At 61.5% G+C, this 16,453-nt stretch carries 18 protein-coding genes; 8 read left to right on the forward strand and 10 right to left on the reverse strand.

Features of this window, described 5'->3' with window-relative positions; translation table 11 throughout:
- Nucleotides 1–135: 135 nt before the first annotated feature.
- On the forward strand, nucleotides 136–2,346 hold the full coding sequence (locus GVL52_RS16730) for an EAL domain-containing protein (protein ID WP_160009110.1): 2,211 nt from the start codon (nucleotides 136–138) through the stop codon (nucleotides 2,344–2,346).
- A gap of 40 nt (nucleotides 2,347–2,386) precedes the next feature.
- Here GVL52_RS16730 and GVL52_RS16735 read toward each other — a convergent pair whose 3' ends face one another.
- From GVL52_RS16735 to GVL52_RS16745, 3 genes are read right to left on the reverse strand one after another with little or no spacing between them, the layout of a single operon-like run.
- Nucleotides 2,387–3,322 carry a rhodanese-related sulfurtransferase gene (locus GVL52_RS16735; RefSeq protein WP_160009347.1) on the reverse strand — a complete coding sequence of 312 codons (936 nt, stop codon included), beginning with the start codon at nucleotides 3,320–3,322 and terminating at the stop codon, nucleotides 2,387–2,389.
- A gap of 59 nt (nucleotides 3,323–3,381) precedes the next feature.
- The gene (locus GVL52_RS16740; RefSeq protein ID WP_160009349.1) at nucleotides 3,382–4,290 is read right to left on the reverse strand and encodes a CHAD domain-containing protein; all 909 of its coding nucleotides are present in this window, start codon (nucleotides 4,288–4,290) and stop codon (nucleotides 3,382–3,384) included.
- Nucleotides 4,268–4,756, reverse strand: coding sequence for a CYTH domain-containing protein (locus tag GVL52_RS16745; RefSeq protein ID WP_160009112.1), 489 nt, complete (start codon nucleotides 4,754–4,756; stop codon nucleotides 4,268–4,270). Before GVL52_RS16745 ends, GVL52_RS16740 begins: the two co-directional genes overlap by 23 nt.
- 155 nt (nucleotides 4,757–4,911) lie before the next feature.
- Here GVL52_RS16745 and GVL52_RS16750 point away from each other — a divergent pair, with 155 nt between their 5' ends.
- From GVL52_RS16750 to GVL52_RS16760, 3 genes are all read left to right on the forward strand, one after another.
- Entirely contained in the window at nucleotides 4,912–5,550 is a 639-nt protein-coding gene (locus GVL52_RS16750) for a 2-dehydro-3-deoxy-phosphogluconate aldolase (protein ID WP_160009114.1), read from the forward strand.
- 176 nt (nucleotides 5,551–5,726) lie between these two features.
- A complete protein-coding gene (locus tag GVL52_RS16755) occupies nucleotides 5,727–6,440 on the forward strand; it encodes a tellurite resistance TerB family protein (RefSeq protein WP_160009116.1) in 714 nt (237 codons plus the stop codon).
- Between the two features lie 134 nt (nucleotides 6,441–6,574).
- A complete protein-coding gene (locus GVL52_RS16760) occupies nucleotides 6,575–6,790 on the forward strand; it encodes a hypothetical protein (protein WP_160009118.1) in 216 nt (71 codons plus the stop codon).
- A 190-nt stretch (nucleotides 6,791–6,980) separates the two neighbouring features.
- On the opposite strand, the gene GVL52_RS16765 is transcribed toward GVL52_RS16760, so the two are convergent.
- The 5 genes from GVL52_RS16765 to GVL52_RS16785 all read right to left on the reverse strand — a co-directional run bounded on the left by GVL52_RS16765 (nucleotide 6,981) and on the right by GVL52_RS16785 (nucleotide 10,273).
- On the reverse strand, nucleotides 6,981–8,057 hold the full coding sequence (locus GVL52_RS16765) for a nickel/cobalt transporter (protein ID WP_160009120.1): 1,077 nt from the start codon (nucleotides 8,055–8,057) through the stop codon (nucleotides 6,981–6,983).
- Nucleotides 8,051–8,692 carry a DUF1007 family protein gene (locus GVL52_RS16770; protein ID WP_160009122.1) on the reverse strand — a complete coding sequence of 214 codons (642 nt, stop codon included), beginning with the start codon at nucleotides 8,690–8,692 and terminating at the stop codon, nucleotides 8,051–8,053. Before GVL52_RS16770 ends, GVL52_RS16765 begins: the two co-directional genes overlap by 7 nt.
- Nucleotides 8,693–8,797: 105 nt before the next feature.
- Entirely contained in the window at nucleotides 8,798–9,691 is an 894-nt protein-coding gene (locus tag GVL52_RS16775) for a LysR family transcriptional regulator (protein ID WP_160009124.1), read from the reverse strand.
- Nucleotides 9,692–9,725: 34 nt separating this feature from the next.
- Nucleotides 9,726–10,055, reverse strand: a complete 330-nt coding sequence (locus tag GVL52_RS16780; RefSeq protein WP_160009126.1) for a type II toxin-antitoxin system PemK/MazF family toxin — start codon at nucleotides 10,053–10,055, stop codon at nucleotides 9,726–9,728.
- Nucleotides 10,052–10,273 carry an antitoxin MazE-like protein gene (locus GVL52_RS16785; RefSeq protein WP_244619206.1) on the reverse strand — a complete coding sequence of 74 codons (222 nt, stop codon included), beginning with the start codon at nucleotides 10,271–10,273 and terminating at the stop codon, nucleotides 10,052–10,054. The genes GVL52_RS16780 and GVL52_RS16785 overlap by 4 nt, the downstream gene beginning before the upstream one ends.
- A 547-nt stretch (nucleotides 10,274–10,820) precedes the next feature.
- On the opposite strand from GVL52_RS16785, the gene odc2 reads away from it, so the two are divergent.
- The 4 genes from odc2 to GVL52_RS16805 all read left to right on the forward strand — a co-directional run bounded on the left by odc2 (nucleotide 10,821) and on the right by GVL52_RS16805 (nucleotide 15,027).
- Nucleotides 10,821–11,954: an ornithine/lysine decarboxylase gene (odc2, locus tag GVL52_RS16790; RefSeq protein WP_160009128.1), complete on the forward strand. Its 1,134-nt coding sequence runs from the start codon at nucleotides 10,821–10,823 to the stop codon at nucleotides 11,952–11,954.
- Nucleotides 11,955–12,042: 88 nt separating this feature from the next.
- Nucleotides 12,043–12,633, forward strand: coding sequence for a GNAT family N-acetyltransferase (locus GVL52_RS16795; protein WP_160009130.1), 591 nt, complete (start codon nucleotides 12,043–12,045; stop codon nucleotides 12,631–12,633).
- An 891-nt stretch (nucleotides 12,634–13,524) separates the two neighbouring features.
- On the forward strand, nucleotides 13,525–13,755 hold the full coding sequence (locus GVL52_RS16800) for a DUF6719 family protein (protein ID WP_160009132.1): 231 nt from the start codon (nucleotides 13,525–13,527) through the stop codon (nucleotides 13,753–13,755).
- Nucleotides 13,756–13,869: 114 nt separating this feature from the next.
- Nucleotides 13,870–15,027 (forward strand): GGDEF domain-containing protein, encoded by a 1,158-nt coding sequence (locus GVL52_RS16805; protein WP_160009134.1) that lies wholly within the window; start codon nucleotides 13,870–13,872, stop codon nucleotides 15,025–15,027.
- A 28-nt stretch (nucleotides 15,028–15,055) separates the two neighbouring features.
- On the opposite strand, the gene cysE is transcribed toward GVL52_RS16805, so the two are convergent.
- Together cysE and GVL52_RS16815 are read right to left on the reverse strand one after the other, a co-directional pair.
- The gene (gene cysE, locus GVL52_RS16810; RefSeq protein WP_160009136.1) at nucleotides 15,056–15,865 is read right to left on the reverse strand and encodes a serine O-acetyltransferase; all 810 of its coding nucleotides are present in this window, start codon (nucleotides 15,863–15,865) and stop codon (nucleotides 15,056–15,058) included.
- Between the two features lie 87 nt (nucleotides 15,866–15,952).
- Complete coding sequence (locus GVL52_RS16815; RefSeq protein WP_160009138.1) at nucleotides 15,953–16,441, reverse strand: GNAT family N-acetyltransferase; 489 nt, start codon at nucleotides 16,439–16,441, stop codon at nucleotides 15,953–15,955.
- Between the last annotated feature and the right edge of the window lie 12 nt (nucleotides 16,442–16,453).

Raw genomic sequence — 16,453 nt, forward strand, 5'->3', positions numbered from 1 at the left:
AATAAGCCATTGAAAATATGTTGTTTTATTGATGTCTTCACCGGCTTCCAACAGGCAAAGCTGATTAATCGTTCAATCGTTGCTTTAACCGTTTTTTGAAGGCTTGCGGGCAGACTTTCTCGATAGGGAGAATGCATGCCGTCGATCTTCAGCAAAAGAAGCGCGATTTTGGGAGCTGGCCGACACACGACTGTGGCGGGGGTTCTTTTTTCGTTTGCCGTGGTGGTGGCTGTGGTCACGATGATGGTGCTGAATGCACTGGATCACGTGGCGCAGAAATCGAATGTTCTGGATGACGAGCGCTCGCGCGCGACGGTTTCCGGCGCGCTGCAGAACTTCGTGTCGCAGTTCTGCGCCACGCTCAACGACTACGCCGCCTGGGACGATGCCGTGAAGAATGTCTATGCCACCGATGGCATGGACTGGACGGTGTCGAACTACGGCGAGGCGTCGGTCAACAGCGCGCTGTTCGACATTGCGATCGTCATCGACGACGACAGGACGCCGATCATGGCCTATCGCGACGGCAAGCCGATGGATGGCTCGTTGCAGGATTTCGTCTCGCCAGCGCTGTGGGCGCTGTTCGACAAGGTGAAGGCCTCAGGTCCTCGGGACGTGCCGGAGGCATCGGGCTTTATCGGCACCAGGCAAGGTATCGCCGTTGCCGGCGTGGCGCTGGTGCGTGAGAAATCCGGCGCGCTTGCTGCTGCCGAAGGCCAGCACCGCTATCTCATCTTCATTCGCCATCTGGATGCTCGCAAGATCGACGAGATCAGCGCGATCTATGTCATCGGTGGGCTGAAGCTGGTCGCGCCTGATTTTGCGGCGCCCTATTCCGTGCCGCTCGACGATGCGCTCGGCACCTCGCTGGGCAAGCTGATCTGGATCTCGCGGGCGCCCGGCGATATCGGTTTTGCGGATGTCCGCGGGCAGGTGGTGGAGGCGATCTGCCTGGTCGGGCTGTTCTTCATCGTGCTGCTGATCATCGGGTTCATGGCCGGCCGCAGGCTGAAGAGCGAGGAGATCAATGCGCGCGAGGAAGCGCATCGCGATCGGCTGAGTGGTCTCTTGAACCGCGATGGATTGCGGGTATCGGTCGATGCGCTGGTGGCGACCGCGAAACAGACCCACCACAATGTGCTGCTTCTCTATCTCGATCTCGACGGCTTCAAGGAAGTCAACGATTCCTACGGTCATGGTACCGGCGACCAGCTGATCCGGGCGGTGGCGGCGGGGCTCAGGGTGCTGATCCCCGATGGTGCCGTCTTGGCGCGCATCGGTGGCGACGAGTTCGCCATCGCCTTCGCTTCGAGGCAGGCCGACGCTGCGGCGTTGCAGCTTTCCGAGCATATTTTGGATTTCCTGGCCGAGCCGCTGGAGATCGGCCGCCGGGTGGTGGTGATCGGTGCCAGCATCGGCATCGCCTCTTCGGCCGGTGGTTCGGTTGATCGCGAGGAACTGGTGCGGCGCGCCGATCTTGCCATGTACAAGGCCAAGGAGGCCGGGCGTGCGCGCATGACGCTCTACAATCCGGCCATGGATACCGATCGCGAGGAGCGCAACGCGCTGGAACTCGATCTGCGCATGGCGATCGAGGGCGGCGATCTGACGCTTGCCTATCAGCCGCTGATCGATGCCGTGACCACCGAGATGGTCGGCGTGGAAGCGCTGGTGCGCTGGAACCGTCCGGGGCATGGGCCGGTGTCGCCCGAGGTGTTCATTCCGGTGGCCGAAACCAGTGGCCTGATCGAGGCGCTCGGCCTGTTCGTGCTGCGCAAGGCCTGCGAGACGGCCAAGGACTGGCCGGAACTGCGGATCTCCGTCAACGTCTCTCCCGGCCAGTTCCGCAACCCTGCCTTCACCGACTATGTGCGCTATGTGCTGCGGCAGACGGAGATGGAGGCCAAGCGCATCACGCTTGAGGTCACCGAGGGATACATGATCCAGAACCCGAAGCGGACGCGGCAGGCGATCGAGCAGCTGAAGACGCTGGGGGTCAAGATCGCGCTTGATGATTTTGGCTCGGGTTTCTCGTCGATCGGCTATCTCAGACAGTTCGGTTTCGACCGCATCAAGATCGATCGTTCGCTGGTCATGGACATCCAGCACAGCGACAGCCAGCGCGAAATGCTGAAGGCCACGGTGGCGCTGGCGCGTTCGCTGGATATTCCAGTGACGGCGGAGGGTATCGAAACGCAGGAGCAGGCAGCGACCGTGCGCCAGTTCGGCTGCGATACGCTGCAGGGCTTCTTCTTCGGCAGACCGATGCCGGCCGAACAGATTACCGAACGGCTGCTGGATGCGCGTGCCCTGAAGGCGGGCGGACGGCGCATCAACGCGGCCTGATCGGCGCGATAGTGTCAGGAGCGGGGATCGCAGCCGTCGATCAGGTGCCGATGTGCTTGTGGCCGCGCTTCCTGGCAAGCGCGATCTGCAGCTGGCGCTGGCGATAGCGCAACCGGTCTTCCTCGGTGCGGCTGTCGTAGCAATGGCTGCAGGAGACGCCTTCCTCGTATTTCGACGAGATGATCTCTTCAGCGGTGATCGGGTTTCGGCAGGCGTGGCAGAGCTTGTGCTCGCCTTCCTTCAAACCATGCTCGACGGAAACGCGCTCGTCGAAGACGAAGCAGGCGCCTTCCCAGAGGCTCTCTTCCTGCGGCACCTCTTCCAGATACTTCAGGATGCCGCCCTTCAGGTGGTAGACCTCGTCGAAGCCCTGATCCTTCATGAAGGCCGTGGCCTTTTCGCAGCGGATGCCGCCGGTGCAGTACATGGCGATCTTCGGCTTGTTGTGCAGGCCGGTGTTGTTCTTCACCCAGTCCGGAAACTCGCGAAACGTCTTGGTGTTCGGATCGACCGCACCCTTGAAGATGCCGATCGCCGTCTCGTAGTCGTTGCGGGTGTCGATCAGGATGGTGTCGGGATCGGAGATCAGCGCGTTCCAGTCCTTCGGCGCCACATAGGTGCCGACGATCTTGTTGGGGTCGATGTTCTCGACGCCCATGGTGACGATCTCTTTCTTCAGCTTCACCTTCATGCGCGCGAAGGGCATCTTCGAGGCGCGGCTTTCCTTGTGCTCCAGAGGGCCGAATTCCGGCATGGCACGCAGGTGCGCCAGCACCGTCCGGATGCCTGCATCGGGGCCGGCGATGGTGCCGTTGATGCCCTCATGGGCGAGCAGCAGCGTGCCTTTGACGCCATTGTCCTCGCACAGCTGCTGCAGCGGCGCGCGCAGGCTCTCGAAGTGCGGCACGGAAACGAAATGATAAAGCGCCGCGACGAGGAAAGGGCTCGCCGCCTGTTGGGTCAATGTGTCGGTCATGGCGCTGGAAATACAGCTTTCGGAGGCCAAGCGCAATCGTCCCGAGCGGCCGCTAATATTCAGAGGCCGAAGGCGATCCAGAGCAGCTCGATGCGGGTCGCTTCGTCGTCGGCATCCTTGCCGAAAATCTCCTCGGCACGATCGATAGCGGCGTGCCTGTCCTGCTGCTGGTGGAAGATGATGGCGTAGAGCAGGTGTGCGAGGTCGTCGGCATTGTCGAAATGGTGATGCTCGGTCTCGACCAGGTCACACAGAAGTTCTAGGTCGTTGACACGGCCGAGCAGGTCGATCAGGCCGGTTGCGGCGTTGTATTTCGCGACCATTGCCGCCGGCCAGAGCGGGTTCAGCAGTGTGTGATAGGCGCGGTAATCCTGGGCGCGCTTGCGCAGCGTATGGAAGGCTTCGGTCGAGACGTGCCCCTCGCAGGCGGCAAGCGCCTTGCGCGCCTTGCGGATGGCATCATCCCAGCCACGGGCGACGATCCGCCCATGCCGGCGGTGGCCGCCTTTCAGGCTGATATCGTCGAGCGCCGCGATTGCCTTCTTCAGTGCGCAGACGGTGTCTGCCGCCATCGCTTGCGGATCGCTTTGGGCGGCGGCAATCTGGTCGCGTCGTGCACCGAGCACGCCGACGATGCGGCCAAGTGCCTCAGCCTCGTCGGTGTCGCGGGCGCGGTCGTGCAGATAGGTGGCGGTCTCGACCAGCGCTGCGGCGTCGCGCAAGGTGGAGAGCGATTTTGCGATGCCACGCAGCCGGGCGTTTTCGCGGGCTGAGAATTTCGGCATTTCGCTCGAAACGAGGCGATAGAGCGAGCGCACCCGCTTGAGCCGTTTTCTGGCTTCATGGATCGCCTGATCCAGGCCTTGCGGCCGCTCATCGAGGATTTTTATGGCGTGGCGCAATTGTCGTCTGGCGACTTTGCGGAATTGGGATTTGAAGTCGCGATCAGGCCGTATGCTGAAGGGCATGCCGGTCGTGCTCAAATTCGGTTGCCAATGCCTGATTTGAGTATCTGAAATCGCCCGTGACCTCGCGGCCCAGCCAAGCCGGAAGTGCCGGTTTGTCGCTCTCTGCGCCCATCTCGACCTCCGCGATCACCAGACCGCGGTGCTGGCCGGAGAATACATCCACCTCCCAGGTGAAGCCTTCGTGCGGCACGCGGTAGCGGGTCTTCTCGATCACCACGCCAATTGCCGCATCGAGCATTTCTTCGGCGTCGGCAACCGGGATCTCGTATTCGAATTCGTCGCGGGTCATGCTGGAGCGGCCGATCTTGGTGGTCAGCCGGGCGGTCTTCCTGTCGATGATGCGCACGCGCACCGACCGATCATCCATCGACGCGATGTAACCCTGCCTGAGGACAGACTTCGTTTCTGCCCCGGCGCGCCAACCATCGGTGCGTACCAGAAACTTTCGCTCGATCTCTTTCGCCATGACTGGAGACCCTTTTTTGACGACCGTGCCACGCTAGCGCAATTTGTTCCGGGTTGATACCCACCCCTGTACCAAAGATGGTTACGGTCTCGACAAAGTCGACCCTTGGCGCTATTCCGGTGCCGGAATTCAATCGTTTCAAAGGAAGCACGGCCATGGGCGAAAAGACAGAAAAGCTCCTTTCCATCCTGAAATTGCAGCCTGTTGTCCCGGTCCTGATCGTTGACGACGTCAAATCAGGCGTTCTTCTGGCGCGCGCTCTTGTCGCGGGCGGGTTGAAGGCGATCGAGATCACCATGCGCACGCCGGCGGCGCTCGATACCGTTCGCGCCGTGGCCGATGAAGTCGAAGGTGCGGAAGTCGGTACCGGCACCATCCTCAACGTTGCCCATTGGGAAGCCGCCGTCGCTGCCGGCTCGAAGTTCATCGTCAGCCCCGGCACGACGCAGGAACTGCTTGACGTGGCGCGCAATTCTGACGTGCCGCTGCTGCCCGGCGCTGCCACCGCCAGCGAAGTGATGGCGCTGCGCGAAGAGGGATACCAGGTGCTGAAGTTCTTCCCGGCCGAGCAGGCTGGCGGGGCGGCCTATCTGAAGGCGCTGTCGTCGCCGCTCGCCGGCACGCTGTTTTGCCCAACCGGCGGCATTTCGCTGAAGAACGCCCATGACTATCTGTCGCTGCCGAACGTCATCTGCGTCGGCGGTTCGTGGGTGGCGCCGAAGGAACTGGTCGCGGCCGGCGACTGGGCCGGCATCACCAAGCTCGCTGCTGAAGCAGCAGCGTTGAAGGCCTGATATTTCGGGCCTGACGAAAAGCCCAACTGAAAGATTATCGGGCGTTGCCGACAGGCGGCGTCCGATCACGGCTTTCTGACAATCGCGTGAGCGGGCGTGATGAATGGGCCCGCACCTTTGGCATTGACGATTGCCCACCCTATCTCCGTGTGAAGATACAATCACAGGAGATATCGATGTTCGACGCCAGGAAGCTTCTCGAGCAGTTCCTCGGTTCGCAGGTACCCGGTCTTTCCGGCAGCGTTCGCGACAAAGCGGGCCAGTTCGGCGATATCGCGAAGAACAATCCCCTGAAGACGGCCGGCATTGCCGCTGCGATCCTCGGCACCAAGACCGGCCGCAACATTGCCGGCAATGTGGCGACGATCGGCGGCATCGCTGCGGTCGCCGGTCTCGGCTACCTCGCCTACAAGAACTATCAGTCGGGCCAGTCTCCGCAGGCAGCCGCGCAGCCGGGCCCCGCTGCCAGCCAGCCGATTGCCCTGCCGCCGCCGGACTCCGCCTTCAGCCTGGAATCGCCGCAGCTCTCCAATGATTTTGCCCTGACGCTGATCCGCGCGATGATCGCCGCCGCCAAGGCCGATGGCCACATCGACGATGCCGAGCGGGCCAACATCATGGAGAAGGTCCAGGCCGTCGATCTCGGCTCCGAGGCCGAAGCGTTCATCCGCAACGAGCTGGCAAACCCCGTCGATATCGACGAGCTGGTGGCAGCGGCCCGCACCGAAGAGCAGAAGGTCGAGCTCTACACCGCCACCCGGTTGACCATCGAGCCTGATACCCGCGCCGAACGCGGCTATCTCGACCTCTTGGCCGGCCGTCTTGGCTTGCCGGATGCGCTGCTCGATCACATCGACGCGACGGTGAAGTCGGCGAAGGCCGTCGCCTGAGCGGATAACGGCGCGACGGCCGGATCGCGGGCCGGATGGCGGCGCGACGGCCGTGCGGGCGTGACATATGGGCCAGTTGCCTTTCACGGGCGGCTGGCCTAAGGCCATTCTCCTCATCTGCAGGAGATTTTCGCATGGCCGATCCCACATCCGACCGCCGTTCGCCGGCTATTGCCGCGGCGATCATCCTGCTGTGCGCCGGCCTGGTGATCTATTTCCTCCCATCGATCGTGCTGTGGATCGGCAACTACTCGCCGGTTCTGGCGATCATTGTCGGAGTGTGCCTGCTGATGGCGTTCTTCGCGGTGTTCTGGCTGCGGGCGCGCTATCAGCGGCGGCGGGGGCTGTAGGCTTTCGTTCGGCGGAAGAGTGCGTGGCGTCCCCCTCATCCGCCTGCCGGCACCTTCTCCCCGAGGGGAGAAGAGACACTTGGCCGGCCACTCGCTCCATCCTCCTCTTCTCCCCTCGGGGAGAAGGTGGCCCGCAGGGTCGGATGAGGGGGCTACGACCACAATTTCAATTGTTTAGCCCGTAACCGGCCTATTCCTGCAGCGACGCGCCGAGCAGCAGCGCGCCCATGGCGATCACCAGCACGGCGCCCAATATCTCGATGCCGTTGCCCACCCAGGCGGACGCCCGCGAGCCGTGGCCGGCGAGACGCATGGCGGTGCCCTTGGCGGTGACGGCCAGCGTTGCGAGGATGGCGACGGTGATGGCGGTGCCGAGCGACATGGCGAAGACCGACAGCACGCCGCCGAGATAAAGTCCGTTCAGCATCGAGAAGGTCAGCACCAGCAGCGCGCCGGAGCAGGGGCGAAGGCCGACGGCGATGATTGCCGACCACGCCTCGCGGATGCTGAATTTTTCCGCGCCGAGCAGCGAGGGGTCGGGCATGTGCGACTGGCCGCAGGTCTCGCAGGCCATGCCGGAGATGAACTTGTGGCCAGCTTGGGCCGCCTGGGCCTCGCCGAAGCTGTAGGCGTTGTCCTGCGTGCGGGCCGAATTGTCCTGCCAGTCGAGCATCATGCTGACAGGGCCCGATGTCATCGCTTCCTGGCGGGGCCGAAAAGAAGGGACGATGGTGCGCAGCTTGCGGATCAACAGCCAGATGCCGAACAGGATGACCATGACGAAGCTTGCGATCTCCATCGCCTGCGTCGCCTTGGTCAGCGTGATGCCCGTGCCGCGCAGCACCAGCCAGGCGCCACCGACGAGCAGGATGGCAACGATGCCCTGAACGAAGGCCGAGACGAAGGAGATGGCGACGCCGCGCTTCAGCTCGATCTCGTTGGCGATCATGTAGGAGGAGATCACCGCCTTGCCGTGGCCGGGGCCGGCGGCGTGGAAGACGCCATAGGCAAACGACAGGCCGATCAAACCCCAGAGATGCCAGGGGTCCTGGCGCATCGCCTTCAGGGCCTCGGTCAGTGCGCGGTAGAAGGCCTGCTGCTCGTAATTGACGTAGAGAAACAAGGGTGCCAGCGGCCCGCCGATCGGCTGGAAGCTCGGCTCCGCCGTGCCGATACCGAGCGGTGACTGCGCGTGCGCGGCTGCGATGCCTGCCAGCAGCAGAAGGCCAGCGCTCCACAGCGCAAGCGTCGGCCGCCTGCTCAGCATGTCACATCCAGCTTGGTTGCGAAGAGTTTCGACATGTTGGTGCCGGTCGGATCGTTGAAGAAGGCGTCGGTCAGCGACTGCTTGTTCTGCGAGATGACCTGGTCGGCATCGGGGCGGACCACCTGATGCTTGCAGGCCTTGAAGGCGTCTCCGACGAGGATCATTTCCTTGTCGGTGGGGAAATCGATCGAGGTGTAGAGCGAGGGGTCGTAGACGCCGAAGGTGAGGTTGCCCTTGAGCGGCATCGGCTCGGCCGGCTTGACGGCGAAGAACATCAGCAGTTGGCCATCGCGATAATCGACATGGATGATGTCGGGCTTCTGGACGGTGACGTTCTTCCCGTTCATCGTCAGGTTCATGTAGTAATCGTAATCGACGAGCGAATCCTTGACCGTCTTGCCGACTTCGGCAAGCTCGTTGGGCTCTAGCTTCAGGTCGGTGTTCTTGTCGAAATCCATCACCACCGACGAGGTGAAGACCTCGTCGAAGCGCCAGACGTTGCGAAATTCCGCGACATTGCCGTCGTCGCCGGCGACCACTTCGAGGCGGGCCTCCACGAAGATGTGCGGATGCGCGAAGGCTGCAGCAGGAGCGAGCGAGAAAAGCCCGGCCGTCAGAAAAGTCGATATCTTCATGCGTCCGCTTGCTTCAGGTGTTCGATGAGCGGGCTGCCCAAATCAGTTATCGTGATCTTGCCAGAAAATGGGACCGAATTGGGACCGGAATTGCGTTGCGACGGCTCAGGGGTGCTTCTTGAACCAATTGTGAAGATAGTCGACGAAAATGCGCACCTTGGCCGGCAGATAGCGGCGGTGCGGATAGACGGCATAGATGCCGCGGTCGGTGGCGATATAGTCGTTGAACAGGGTCACTAGTTCGCCGCTGTCGATCGGCTTGCGGGCGATGAAATCGGGGATGAAGGCAACGCCGATGCCTGACAGCGCTGCGCGCAGCGTCGCGTGCGGGCTGTTGACCTCGATCGGCCCGGAGACGGCAACCGCAAACGAGGTGCCGTCAGGGTTCTGGAAGCGGACGCTGCCCTGGTTGCGCGAATTGGTGTCGATGATGAAGGGAACGTTGGCGATGTCGGCCGGGTTCTGCAGGCCGGGGTGACGATCGAGAAACTCCGGCGTGGCGCAGAGATGGATGCGGAAATCCGAGATCTTGCGGGCGATCATGCCGGAATCTTCCAGCTTGGTGACGCGGATCGCGACGTCGAAGCCTTCTTCGATCAGGTCGACGAAGCGGTCGTCGGCGGAAATCTCCAGCGACAGATCCGGGTTCTCCTTGGCGAAGTCGATCAGGGACTGGCCGACCTCGGCATCGACGAAGGTGCGCGGCACCGAGATCTTCAGCTTGCCCTTCAGCTGCGCGTTGTTTTCGCGCACGAGGTCAGCGAGGTTGTCGATCTCCTTGAGGATGTCGGAGGCGGTGCGGAAATAGGTGTGGCCGGCCTCGGTCATCGAGAACTGGCGGGTGGTGCGGTTGAGCAGCAGGGCGCCGAGCTCGTCTTCCAGCTCGCGCACATATTTGGACAGCAGCGCCTTGGAGCGGCCGGTCTTGCGGGCAGCGGCCGAAAAGCCCTCCGCTTCGACGACGTCGATGAAAGCGCGTATGCGGGTGAGGGTGTCCATGTGGTGCGGTGCGCTCCCGTTTAAATGCGAGAGATCAATCAGATAATCCGAGGGCAAAGGCAAGAGCGACGTTCAGACGTTGGATATCCTCCTGGCTCAAGCTGCCGATGACCGACCCCACCCGGTGTCGCCGAACGGTCAGTGGCTTGTCGGCCATCACATCAGACCGGGTCCTCAACCCGTTCGCGGCGCTGGGCTCGATGGCAACTCGAAAATCGGCAAGTTCATTGATCGTCGATGTCATCTGGCACAGGACCACAGATGGATGTGCTTCAAGAAGATTGTCCGATGTGATGACAATAGCGGGGCGCGGCTTCCCGTAATCCCCCGAAGCAGCAACGGTGACAACGTCGCCGCGTCTCATTCCGTGTCGCTCAGGTCTTCGTTGTCGAATTCCGATACGGCTTCAATCCAGCGCATCGCGTCTTCTTCGTCAGCGGGATCGAGTGCAGCTATCGCTGCAGCAATGCGGGCTTTCACAGAGGGATCCCTTGCGTCGGGTACGAATATCCGCACCTCGCGCAGATGGTTGGCCTTTCGGCGCTCCCTCAATGCCTTCATGCGTTCCGCGGCGGCCGACATGGCATCCTCCTGATCAGAGGAAAAGTGTAACGCGTTACGCACTTGCCCGCAAGATTTGCCCTTTGGCCGCTGTCGGAAGTTTTTTGAAAGGCTTGAAAAAAACTCTTGATTATGACGGCGAATATTCTTATCTCGTCCTCAGCCCAAAGTCGCACGTGCCCATGGGAGTCCGCCGAACCCTCGAATTGGTGAGGAAATCGGTAAGGTACCTGGAATTAACCCCTCCAGTCGCTATTCCGGCCAACCGGAAAATGCGAGGACGCCTAAGCAACGACGGTGCGGGCCTTTTTGTTCTCTCCCTGCTTTCCATCAGCGGGGGTTACTGAAGAGGCACACCTTCATTGCCGGAAGTGCGGTAGGGAACTCCCTCCAATCCATGGCAGACAAAGCCGGATCAGTGTCGCTCGCGCGGCGTCGATCCATCATCTGCGCTATCCAGGCGCTTGCTCAGGTTCCGGGGTCTCCACCGGCTGGTTCCTAAGCGAGTGAATGGTGGCCCTTTGTCCTCCGGTTTTCCCGGAGCTCTGGAATTGGAAAAGGGATTGATATGACCACTCAGCGCATCCGCGACTTTCTCGCAACCCGACGTCCCGATGGTCCCTGCCTCGTGGTCGACCTCGACGTCGTGCGTGACAACTTCTCCGCGTTCCGTCACGCCATGCCTGACAGCGCCATCTACTATGCCGTCAAGGCAAATCCGGCTCCAGAAGTGCTGAAGCTGCTCGCCGACATGGGCTCCAACTTCGATTGCGCGTCCGTCGCCGAAATCGAAATGGCACTCAACGCCGGTGCAACGGCTGCCCGCATCTCGTTCGGCAACACCATCAAGAAGGAACGCGACATCGCCCGTGCGCATGCACTCGGCGTCAGCCTTTTTGCCGTCGACAGCCATGAGGAAGTCGAGAAGATCGGCCGTGCCGCTCCTGGCGCCCGTGTGTTCTGCCGCGTTCTGACCGATGGCGAAGGTGCCGAATGGCCGCTGTCGCGCAAGTTCGGCTGCGTGCCGCAGATGGCCGTCGACGTTCTCGTCTACGCCCACCAGCTGGGCCTGGAGTCCTACGGCGTATCGTTCCACGTCGGTTCGCAGATGACCAAGGTCGATGCCTGGGATTCGGCTCTTGCCGATGCCAAGCGTGTCTTCGTTCAGCTGGCCAAGCAGGGCATCCACCTGCAGATGGTCAACATGGGCGGTGGCTTCCCGACCAAGTACCTGCGCGACGTTCCGTCGGCTGAAGCTTACGGTCGTTCGATCTACCAGAGCCTGCGCGATCACTTCGGCAACCAGATTCCGAAGACGATCATCGAGCCAGGCCGCGGCATGGTCGGCAATGCCGGTGTGATCAAGACGGAAGTCGTGCTGATCTCGAAGAAGTCGGACAACGACACGGCACGCTGGGTGTTCCTCGACATCGGCAAGTTCGGCGGTCTCGCCGAGACGATGGACGAAGCCATTCGTTACCCGATCCGCACCGAGCGCGACGGCGACGAAATGGAGCCCTGCATCATTGCCGGCCCGACCTGCGATTCGGCCGACGTGCTCTATGAAAAGAATCTCTACCCGCTGCCGATCACCCTTTCGATCGGCGACGAGATCCTGATCGAAGGCACCGGCGCCTATACGACCACCTATTCGGCGGTTGCGTTCAACGGCTTCGATCCGCTGAAGTCGTATATTATCTAATGCCGCTCGCCCCGTAGCCAGCCGGGGCGGCACTTTCACAATTCATGTTCACCGCCGCTGATAACGGTATTGGGTACGGGAGGCCAAGATGGCCGCTGTTCTTGATTCTGTCCGCGCATTCTTTGCGCATTCTGTTTTCACCATCGACGCCGAAAATGCCGGCGATGTCGTGGCTCGCGAGAATTTGCTCGATCGCGCCATGGGCCCGAACCGTCGTCGCAAGTCGTCGGAAAAGATCCGCCGTGGCCGCGTGCCGGCCGAAGGCCTGGCGCTGGTCGCGCGTGATCGCGATAGCCATGTCATCGCCACCGTGCGGTTGTGGAACATCGAAGCCGGCGTCAATTCCGACGGCACGGCGATCAACGCGCTGCTGCTCGGGCCGCTGGCGGTCGATGCGTCCTTCGAGGGCAAGGGTGTCGGCTCGGCGCTGATGCGCGCTGCCATGCTGGAAGCCAAGACCCGTGGTCATGGCGCCATCCTGCTGGTGGGTGATGCGGCTTATTACGAGCGCTTCGGCTTCTGTGCCGCAAAGGCTCAGCACCTCGTCATGCCCGGTCCGTTCGAACGCTCGCGCTTTCTGGCGCTGGAGCTTGTCGAAGGCTGGCTTGACGGCGCTGCCGGCATGATCGTCCCGTCTGGACGTGTGCTGGCGAGCGCACCGGTCCGCAAGGCGGCTTGACCTTTGGAGCCTCTTCCCGCTGGGGAAGGGGCTTCTTCATTTCTCATTTCAGGAAATCATTCAGAGGGCGCCGGAAAAGCCGGCGGGCTAAGTCCCTCATATTGCCTTTTTCGACCGGCTCTTGGGGCGCCGGTTACTTGATGACGGTTGCGTCAACCAATTGGGTTCCGGCAGTCTGGACCATATTTTCCGGTATCGCTGCGATGAAAAACATCGTGAAAGCATAGACGGCGAATATGGTCGCTGCGGCTGTGGCCTTAAGAATCATTCATGCACTCCATAGTTCTCTGGAGTTCAATGTGGGCTCAAAAGCTGGCTTTCCCAAGAGTTTTCTGAACGGTAGATGAACAAAAAACCGTGACGGTAAATTTTAACGATATTTTAGCAACACCTCAGCTTGGCTCCGGCGGGCATGAAATTCATGGTTCGTTCTAATAAATTGCAATAAAATCAACCAACTAGATGAAAATATGGGCAGGAATCGTCCCCCTGTCAATGGCCTGCGTCTATGCTGTTCATGTCATCGGGTAGGGAGCCGGGTTCATGAACCGGTTTGCGTTCCGTTCATAAACCGGCGCTCGATGACGGTCGCGACAGGATGAATCGGATGCCGTCAGGGTATCTGATTCGTCCGGGGACGCCAGATCGGGAGCCGTTCCTGCCGATCTGATGAAGCCGGACAGTCTGAAGGCGATCGGGCAGGCGGACCAGCCTGACACCACCATACCCATTATTTGCCGCCTGCCTGTTCCCACATCATTGCCACCGCCGCGGGGTTTCTCCGCGCGGCATTTCGGGCTGGCTGCAGTTCGGCGCAGGTCGGCCGCTTGCGCATGTCGGGGTTCTGTAGGATTGTACTTTAGGAAATACTAAACAAACGAGGATGCGCAGATGACGCGGTCGACGATCAGTTTTCTTTCAGGCGCTTTTCTGTTGGCCGGCCTCGGTGCCCCGGGCGCATCCGCTGCGACACAGACCGTAACGTCGCTGCCGACGGTATCGACACTGTCTCCGGGCCAATCGGTTTACTTCGACGACAAGCGCTGCCCGGCCGGGATGATCGCCAAGTTCTCCAAGCCGCAGAAGCGCAACCAGATGAAGCGGGCCTGCGTTCGCCGGTAGCGTCAGGCATCGCGGGTTGAACTCTGCGCGCCAATGCTAAAATTTGAGCGGCGTGACCAATCAAATCGAAAGCCTCCAGACATATGATGAAATCTATGTGTTTCGGAGGGTGCGATGATTTTGGATCTGCGGACCATCTACGTGGTCTCGGCCATGACGCTGCTGGTGCTGGGTGGCGTGCATCTGGCGACCTATGGCACCGGGCGTTTCGGCCGCTGGCCGGGCTGGTGGGGCGCCAGCTATCTCGTCCTCGGTCTCGGCACGCTGTGCGTTTCCCTGCGTGGCGTCATTCCATATGGTGTGTCGATACAGGCGGGAAACGTGCTGACGATCGCCGGATATCTCCTGACATTCTTTTCCGTTCGGGTGTTTGCGGGTCGGCCTGCCCCAGGTCATGTTTGCGGTCTGGTGCTTGCCTGCGCCAGCCTGCCGGTGCTGCTGCTGCCGAGCGGCGACATGTCGGTCTCGACACGGCTGTTCTACGTGTCGGCCATCTGCTGTCTCTGCGATCTTGCCGTTCTGCGCGAGAGTTTCGGCATCCACAGACGCGAGAGGCTGTTTTCGGCAGGGCTGATGGCGTGGCTCTACCTGCCCACCACGGCGATCTTCCTGGTTCGCACCCTCATGGCGGCCACGGGAGAGATCAGCGGGCCGGATCCCTATGGCGCGACCATGGTTCACAACTGGATGGCCTCGACGGCGGTGGTTTTCGTGGCGCTGCGCAGCATGGTGATCGTGCTGATGGCGGCCGAGCGCAGCCATAACCAGTTGACCGAGGTTGCCCATCGCGATCCGCTGACGCAGGCGCTCAACCGTGGCGGGCTGACACAGTCGTTTGCCGCGCTGGGGACGCAGCCTGTGTCGCTGCTGGTATTCGACGTCGATCATTTCAAGGAACTCAACGATACCCACGGTCATGCGGCCGGCGATGCCATCCTGCAGCTGTTTGCGAGGGTTGCCGGCATGGAGCTGCGGACTGGCGATCTGCTGGCCCGGCAGGGTGGCGATGAGTTCGTGGCGGTTTTGCGCGACACGTCACGCGGCAATGCGCTGCTGGTGGCCGAGCGCATCCGGCTGGCTTTTCGTGATGCCGTGCGTGAGATGCCCGCTCTGCAGACGTTTCCGACGCTCAGCATTGGCGTTTCCGTGCGTCAGTCTGGCGATGTCGATCTGGAAATGCTGCTGCACAAGGCCGACGAGGCGCTCTACTATTCCAAGCGCAAGGGGCGCGACCGGGTGGAGGCATGCGCCGAGGGCGAGCAGGCGGCGTGAGCAGGCGACTGGTGCCATGCGCCGGGTTTCAGATGTTCTGGTCCATGGTCTCGGCCGGAATCTCGCTGGCGGGATGAATGCGCACCACGGTCGCCGGCACGCCCGCCACGGTGCAATGGGCGGGAACGGCCTTGACCACGACGCTGCCGGCAGCGACCTTGCTGTAGGCGCCGATCTCGATATTGCCGAGAATCTTTGCGCCGGCGCCGATCATCACGCCGCGGCGGATCTTCGGGTGCCTATCGCCACTCTGCTTGCCGGTGCCGCCAAGCGTGACGTTCTGCAGGATCGACACCTCGTCCTCAATCACCGCCGTCTCGCCGATGACGATGCCCGAACCGTGATCGAGCATGATGCCGGCGCCGATCCTGGCGGCTGGATGGATATCCGGGCCGAACACCAGCGAGGCCAGGTTGGAAAGCCAGCTGGCAATCTCGACGCGGCCGTCAAGCCAAAGCGCATGGGCGACACGGTGGATCTGCAGCGCGTGAAACCCCTTGAGGTTCATCAGCGCATGCAAGGTGGTGGTGCAGGCCGGATCGCGTTCGCGCACCGCCAGCAGGTCGGCCTCGACGCTGGCGAGGATATCAAGCGTCAACGCGCCTTCCAGTAGGTCTATCAGGCCCGACGTGTCGACCTCAGCGACGGACAGCCGCCCGGCCAGTACGCGGGCGATGATGGCGGCATTGTTTTGCGCATCAAGCACCTGCGATTGCAGGAGAGGCCGCAGAACCGGTTCACGCTCGGCAAGCGCCAAGGCTTCGGCGCGGATCACCAGCCATGCCGAGGCTTCGTTGGCAGCGGTCTCGGCGATGGCGTTTCCTAAGGGTGACGGCATTGCGTTGTCCTTGATCCGGCAAAAATCCTGCCGGGATTGTCGGTCGAAATTCATTGTACCCGACATGCCTGCCGAACTCTCGGCTGTTCATGTTTCGGCAGTGCTCGAAGCATGCGAAGTCCAATCTGGCGGCCGGTGCCAGTGATAGAGAATGTCTGGTTCGCGCTCTTCGTTGCCTGAGCCATCCGTCTCTTTATCGGCAGCGAATCCGTGCCGTTCATAGAAGCGGCGTGCTGGCGCATTCCGCTGAAACGTCCAAAGTCGTGTCTCGTCCATGGCCTCTTGTACGCGATAGATGAAAAGCGAACCGATGCCATGGCACTGGAAATCAGGCAGGACGTATAATTGCTCAATCCAACCTTGGCGATAGGCTATTACACCGACGAGCCGATCTTCCACCATTGCACCGAGAATCGTGCATGTTCGCAAAAGATGCGTAACCCAGTAGTCCCTGTCCTCATGCAGCGAATGGACATCCCGAAGCCCGGGAAGCCGGTGCCATAACGCTATACGCCGCAGCTTGGCCGCCTCGAGCATATGTTGGGCCTGGAGCGGTATGGTCTTGTGCAATGCCATGCCGTCCGTCTC

The sequence above is a fragment of the Rhizobium sp. 18055 genome, assembly GCF_902706285.1.
In the GTDB taxonomy this organism is placed as follows: Bacteria; Pseudomonadota; Alphaproteobacteria; order Rhizobiales; family Rhizobiaceae; genus Rhizobium.

What these genes read in the sequence shown, in the direction of transcription:
- GVL52_RS16730 (WP_160009110.1), top strand. Translation starts at nt 136, where the DNA reads ATGCCGTCGATCTTCAGCAAAAGAAGCGCGATTTTGGGAGCTGGCCGA.
- GVL52_RS16735 (WP_160009347.1), bottom strand. Translation starts at nt 3,322, where the DNA reads ATGACCGACACATTGACCCAACAGGCGGCGAGCCCTTTCCTCGTCGCG.
- GVL52_RS16740 (WP_160009349.1), bottom strand. Translation starts at nt 4,290, where the DNA reads ATGCCCTTCAGCATACGGCCTGATCGCGACTTCAAATCCCAATTCCGC.
- GVL52_RS16745 (WP_160009112.1), bottom strand. Translation starts at nt 4,756, where the DNA reads ATGGCGAAAGAGATCGAGCGAAAGTTTCTGGTACGCACCGATGGTTGG.
- GVL52_RS16750 (WP_160009114.1), top strand. Translation starts at nt 4,912, where the DNA reads ATGGGCGAAAAGACAGAAAAGCTCCTTTCCATCCTGAAATTGCAGCCT.
- GVL52_RS16755 (WP_160009116.1), top strand. Translation starts at nt 5,727, where the DNA reads ATGTTCGACGCCAGGAAGCTTCTCGAGCAGTTCCTCGGTTCGCAGGTA.
- GVL52_RS16760 (WP_160009118.1), top strand. Translation starts at nt 6,575, where the DNA reads ATGGCCGATCCCACATCCGACCGCCGTTCGCCGGCTATTGCCGCGGCG.
- GVL52_RS16765 (WP_160009120.1), bottom strand. Translation starts at nt 8,057, where the DNA reads ATGCTGAGCAGGCGGCCGACGCTTGCGCTGTGGAGCGCTGGCCTTCTG.
- GVL52_RS16770 (WP_160009122.1), bottom strand. Translation starts at nt 8,692, where the DNA reads ATGAAGATATCGACTTTTCTGACGGCCGGGCTTTTCTCGCTCGCTCCT.
- GVL52_RS16775 (WP_160009124.1), bottom strand. Translation starts at nt 9,691, where the DNA reads ATGGACACCCTCACCCGCATACGCGCTTTCATCGACGTCGTCGAAGCG.
- GVL52_RS16780 (WP_160009126.1), bottom strand. Translation starts at nt 10,055, where the DNA reads ATGAGACGCGGCGACGTTGTCACCGTTGCTGCTTCGGGGGATTACGGG.
- GVL52_RS16785 (WP_244619206.1), bottom strand. Translation starts at nt 10,273, where the DNA reads ATGTCGGCCGCCGCGGAACGCATGAAGGCATTGAGGGAGCGCCGAAAG.
- odc2 (WP_160009128.1), top strand. Translation starts at nt 10,821, where the DNA reads ATGACCACTCAGCGCATCCGCGACTTTCTCGCAACCCGACGTCCCGAT.
- GVL52_RS16795 (WP_160009130.1), top strand. Translation starts at nt 12,043, where the DNA reads ATGGCCGCTGTTCTTGATTCTGTCCGCGCATTCTTTGCGCATTCTGTT.
- GVL52_RS16800 (WP_160009132.1), top strand. Translation starts at nt 13,525, where the DNA reads ATGACGCGGTCGACGATCAGTTTTCTTTCAGGCGCTTTTCTGTTGGCC.
- GVL52_RS16805 (WP_160009134.1), top strand. Translation starts at nt 13,870, where the DNA reads ATGATTTTGGATCTGCGGACCATCTACGTGGTCTCGGCCATGACGCTG.
- cysE (WP_160009136.1), bottom strand. Translation starts at nt 15,865, where the DNA reads ATGCCGTCACCCTTAGGAAACGCCATCGCCGAGACCGCTGCCAACGAA.
- GVL52_RS16815 (WP_160009138.1), bottom strand. Translation starts at nt 16,441, where the DNA reads ATGGCATTGCACAAGACCATACCGCTCCAGGCCCAACATATGCTCGAG.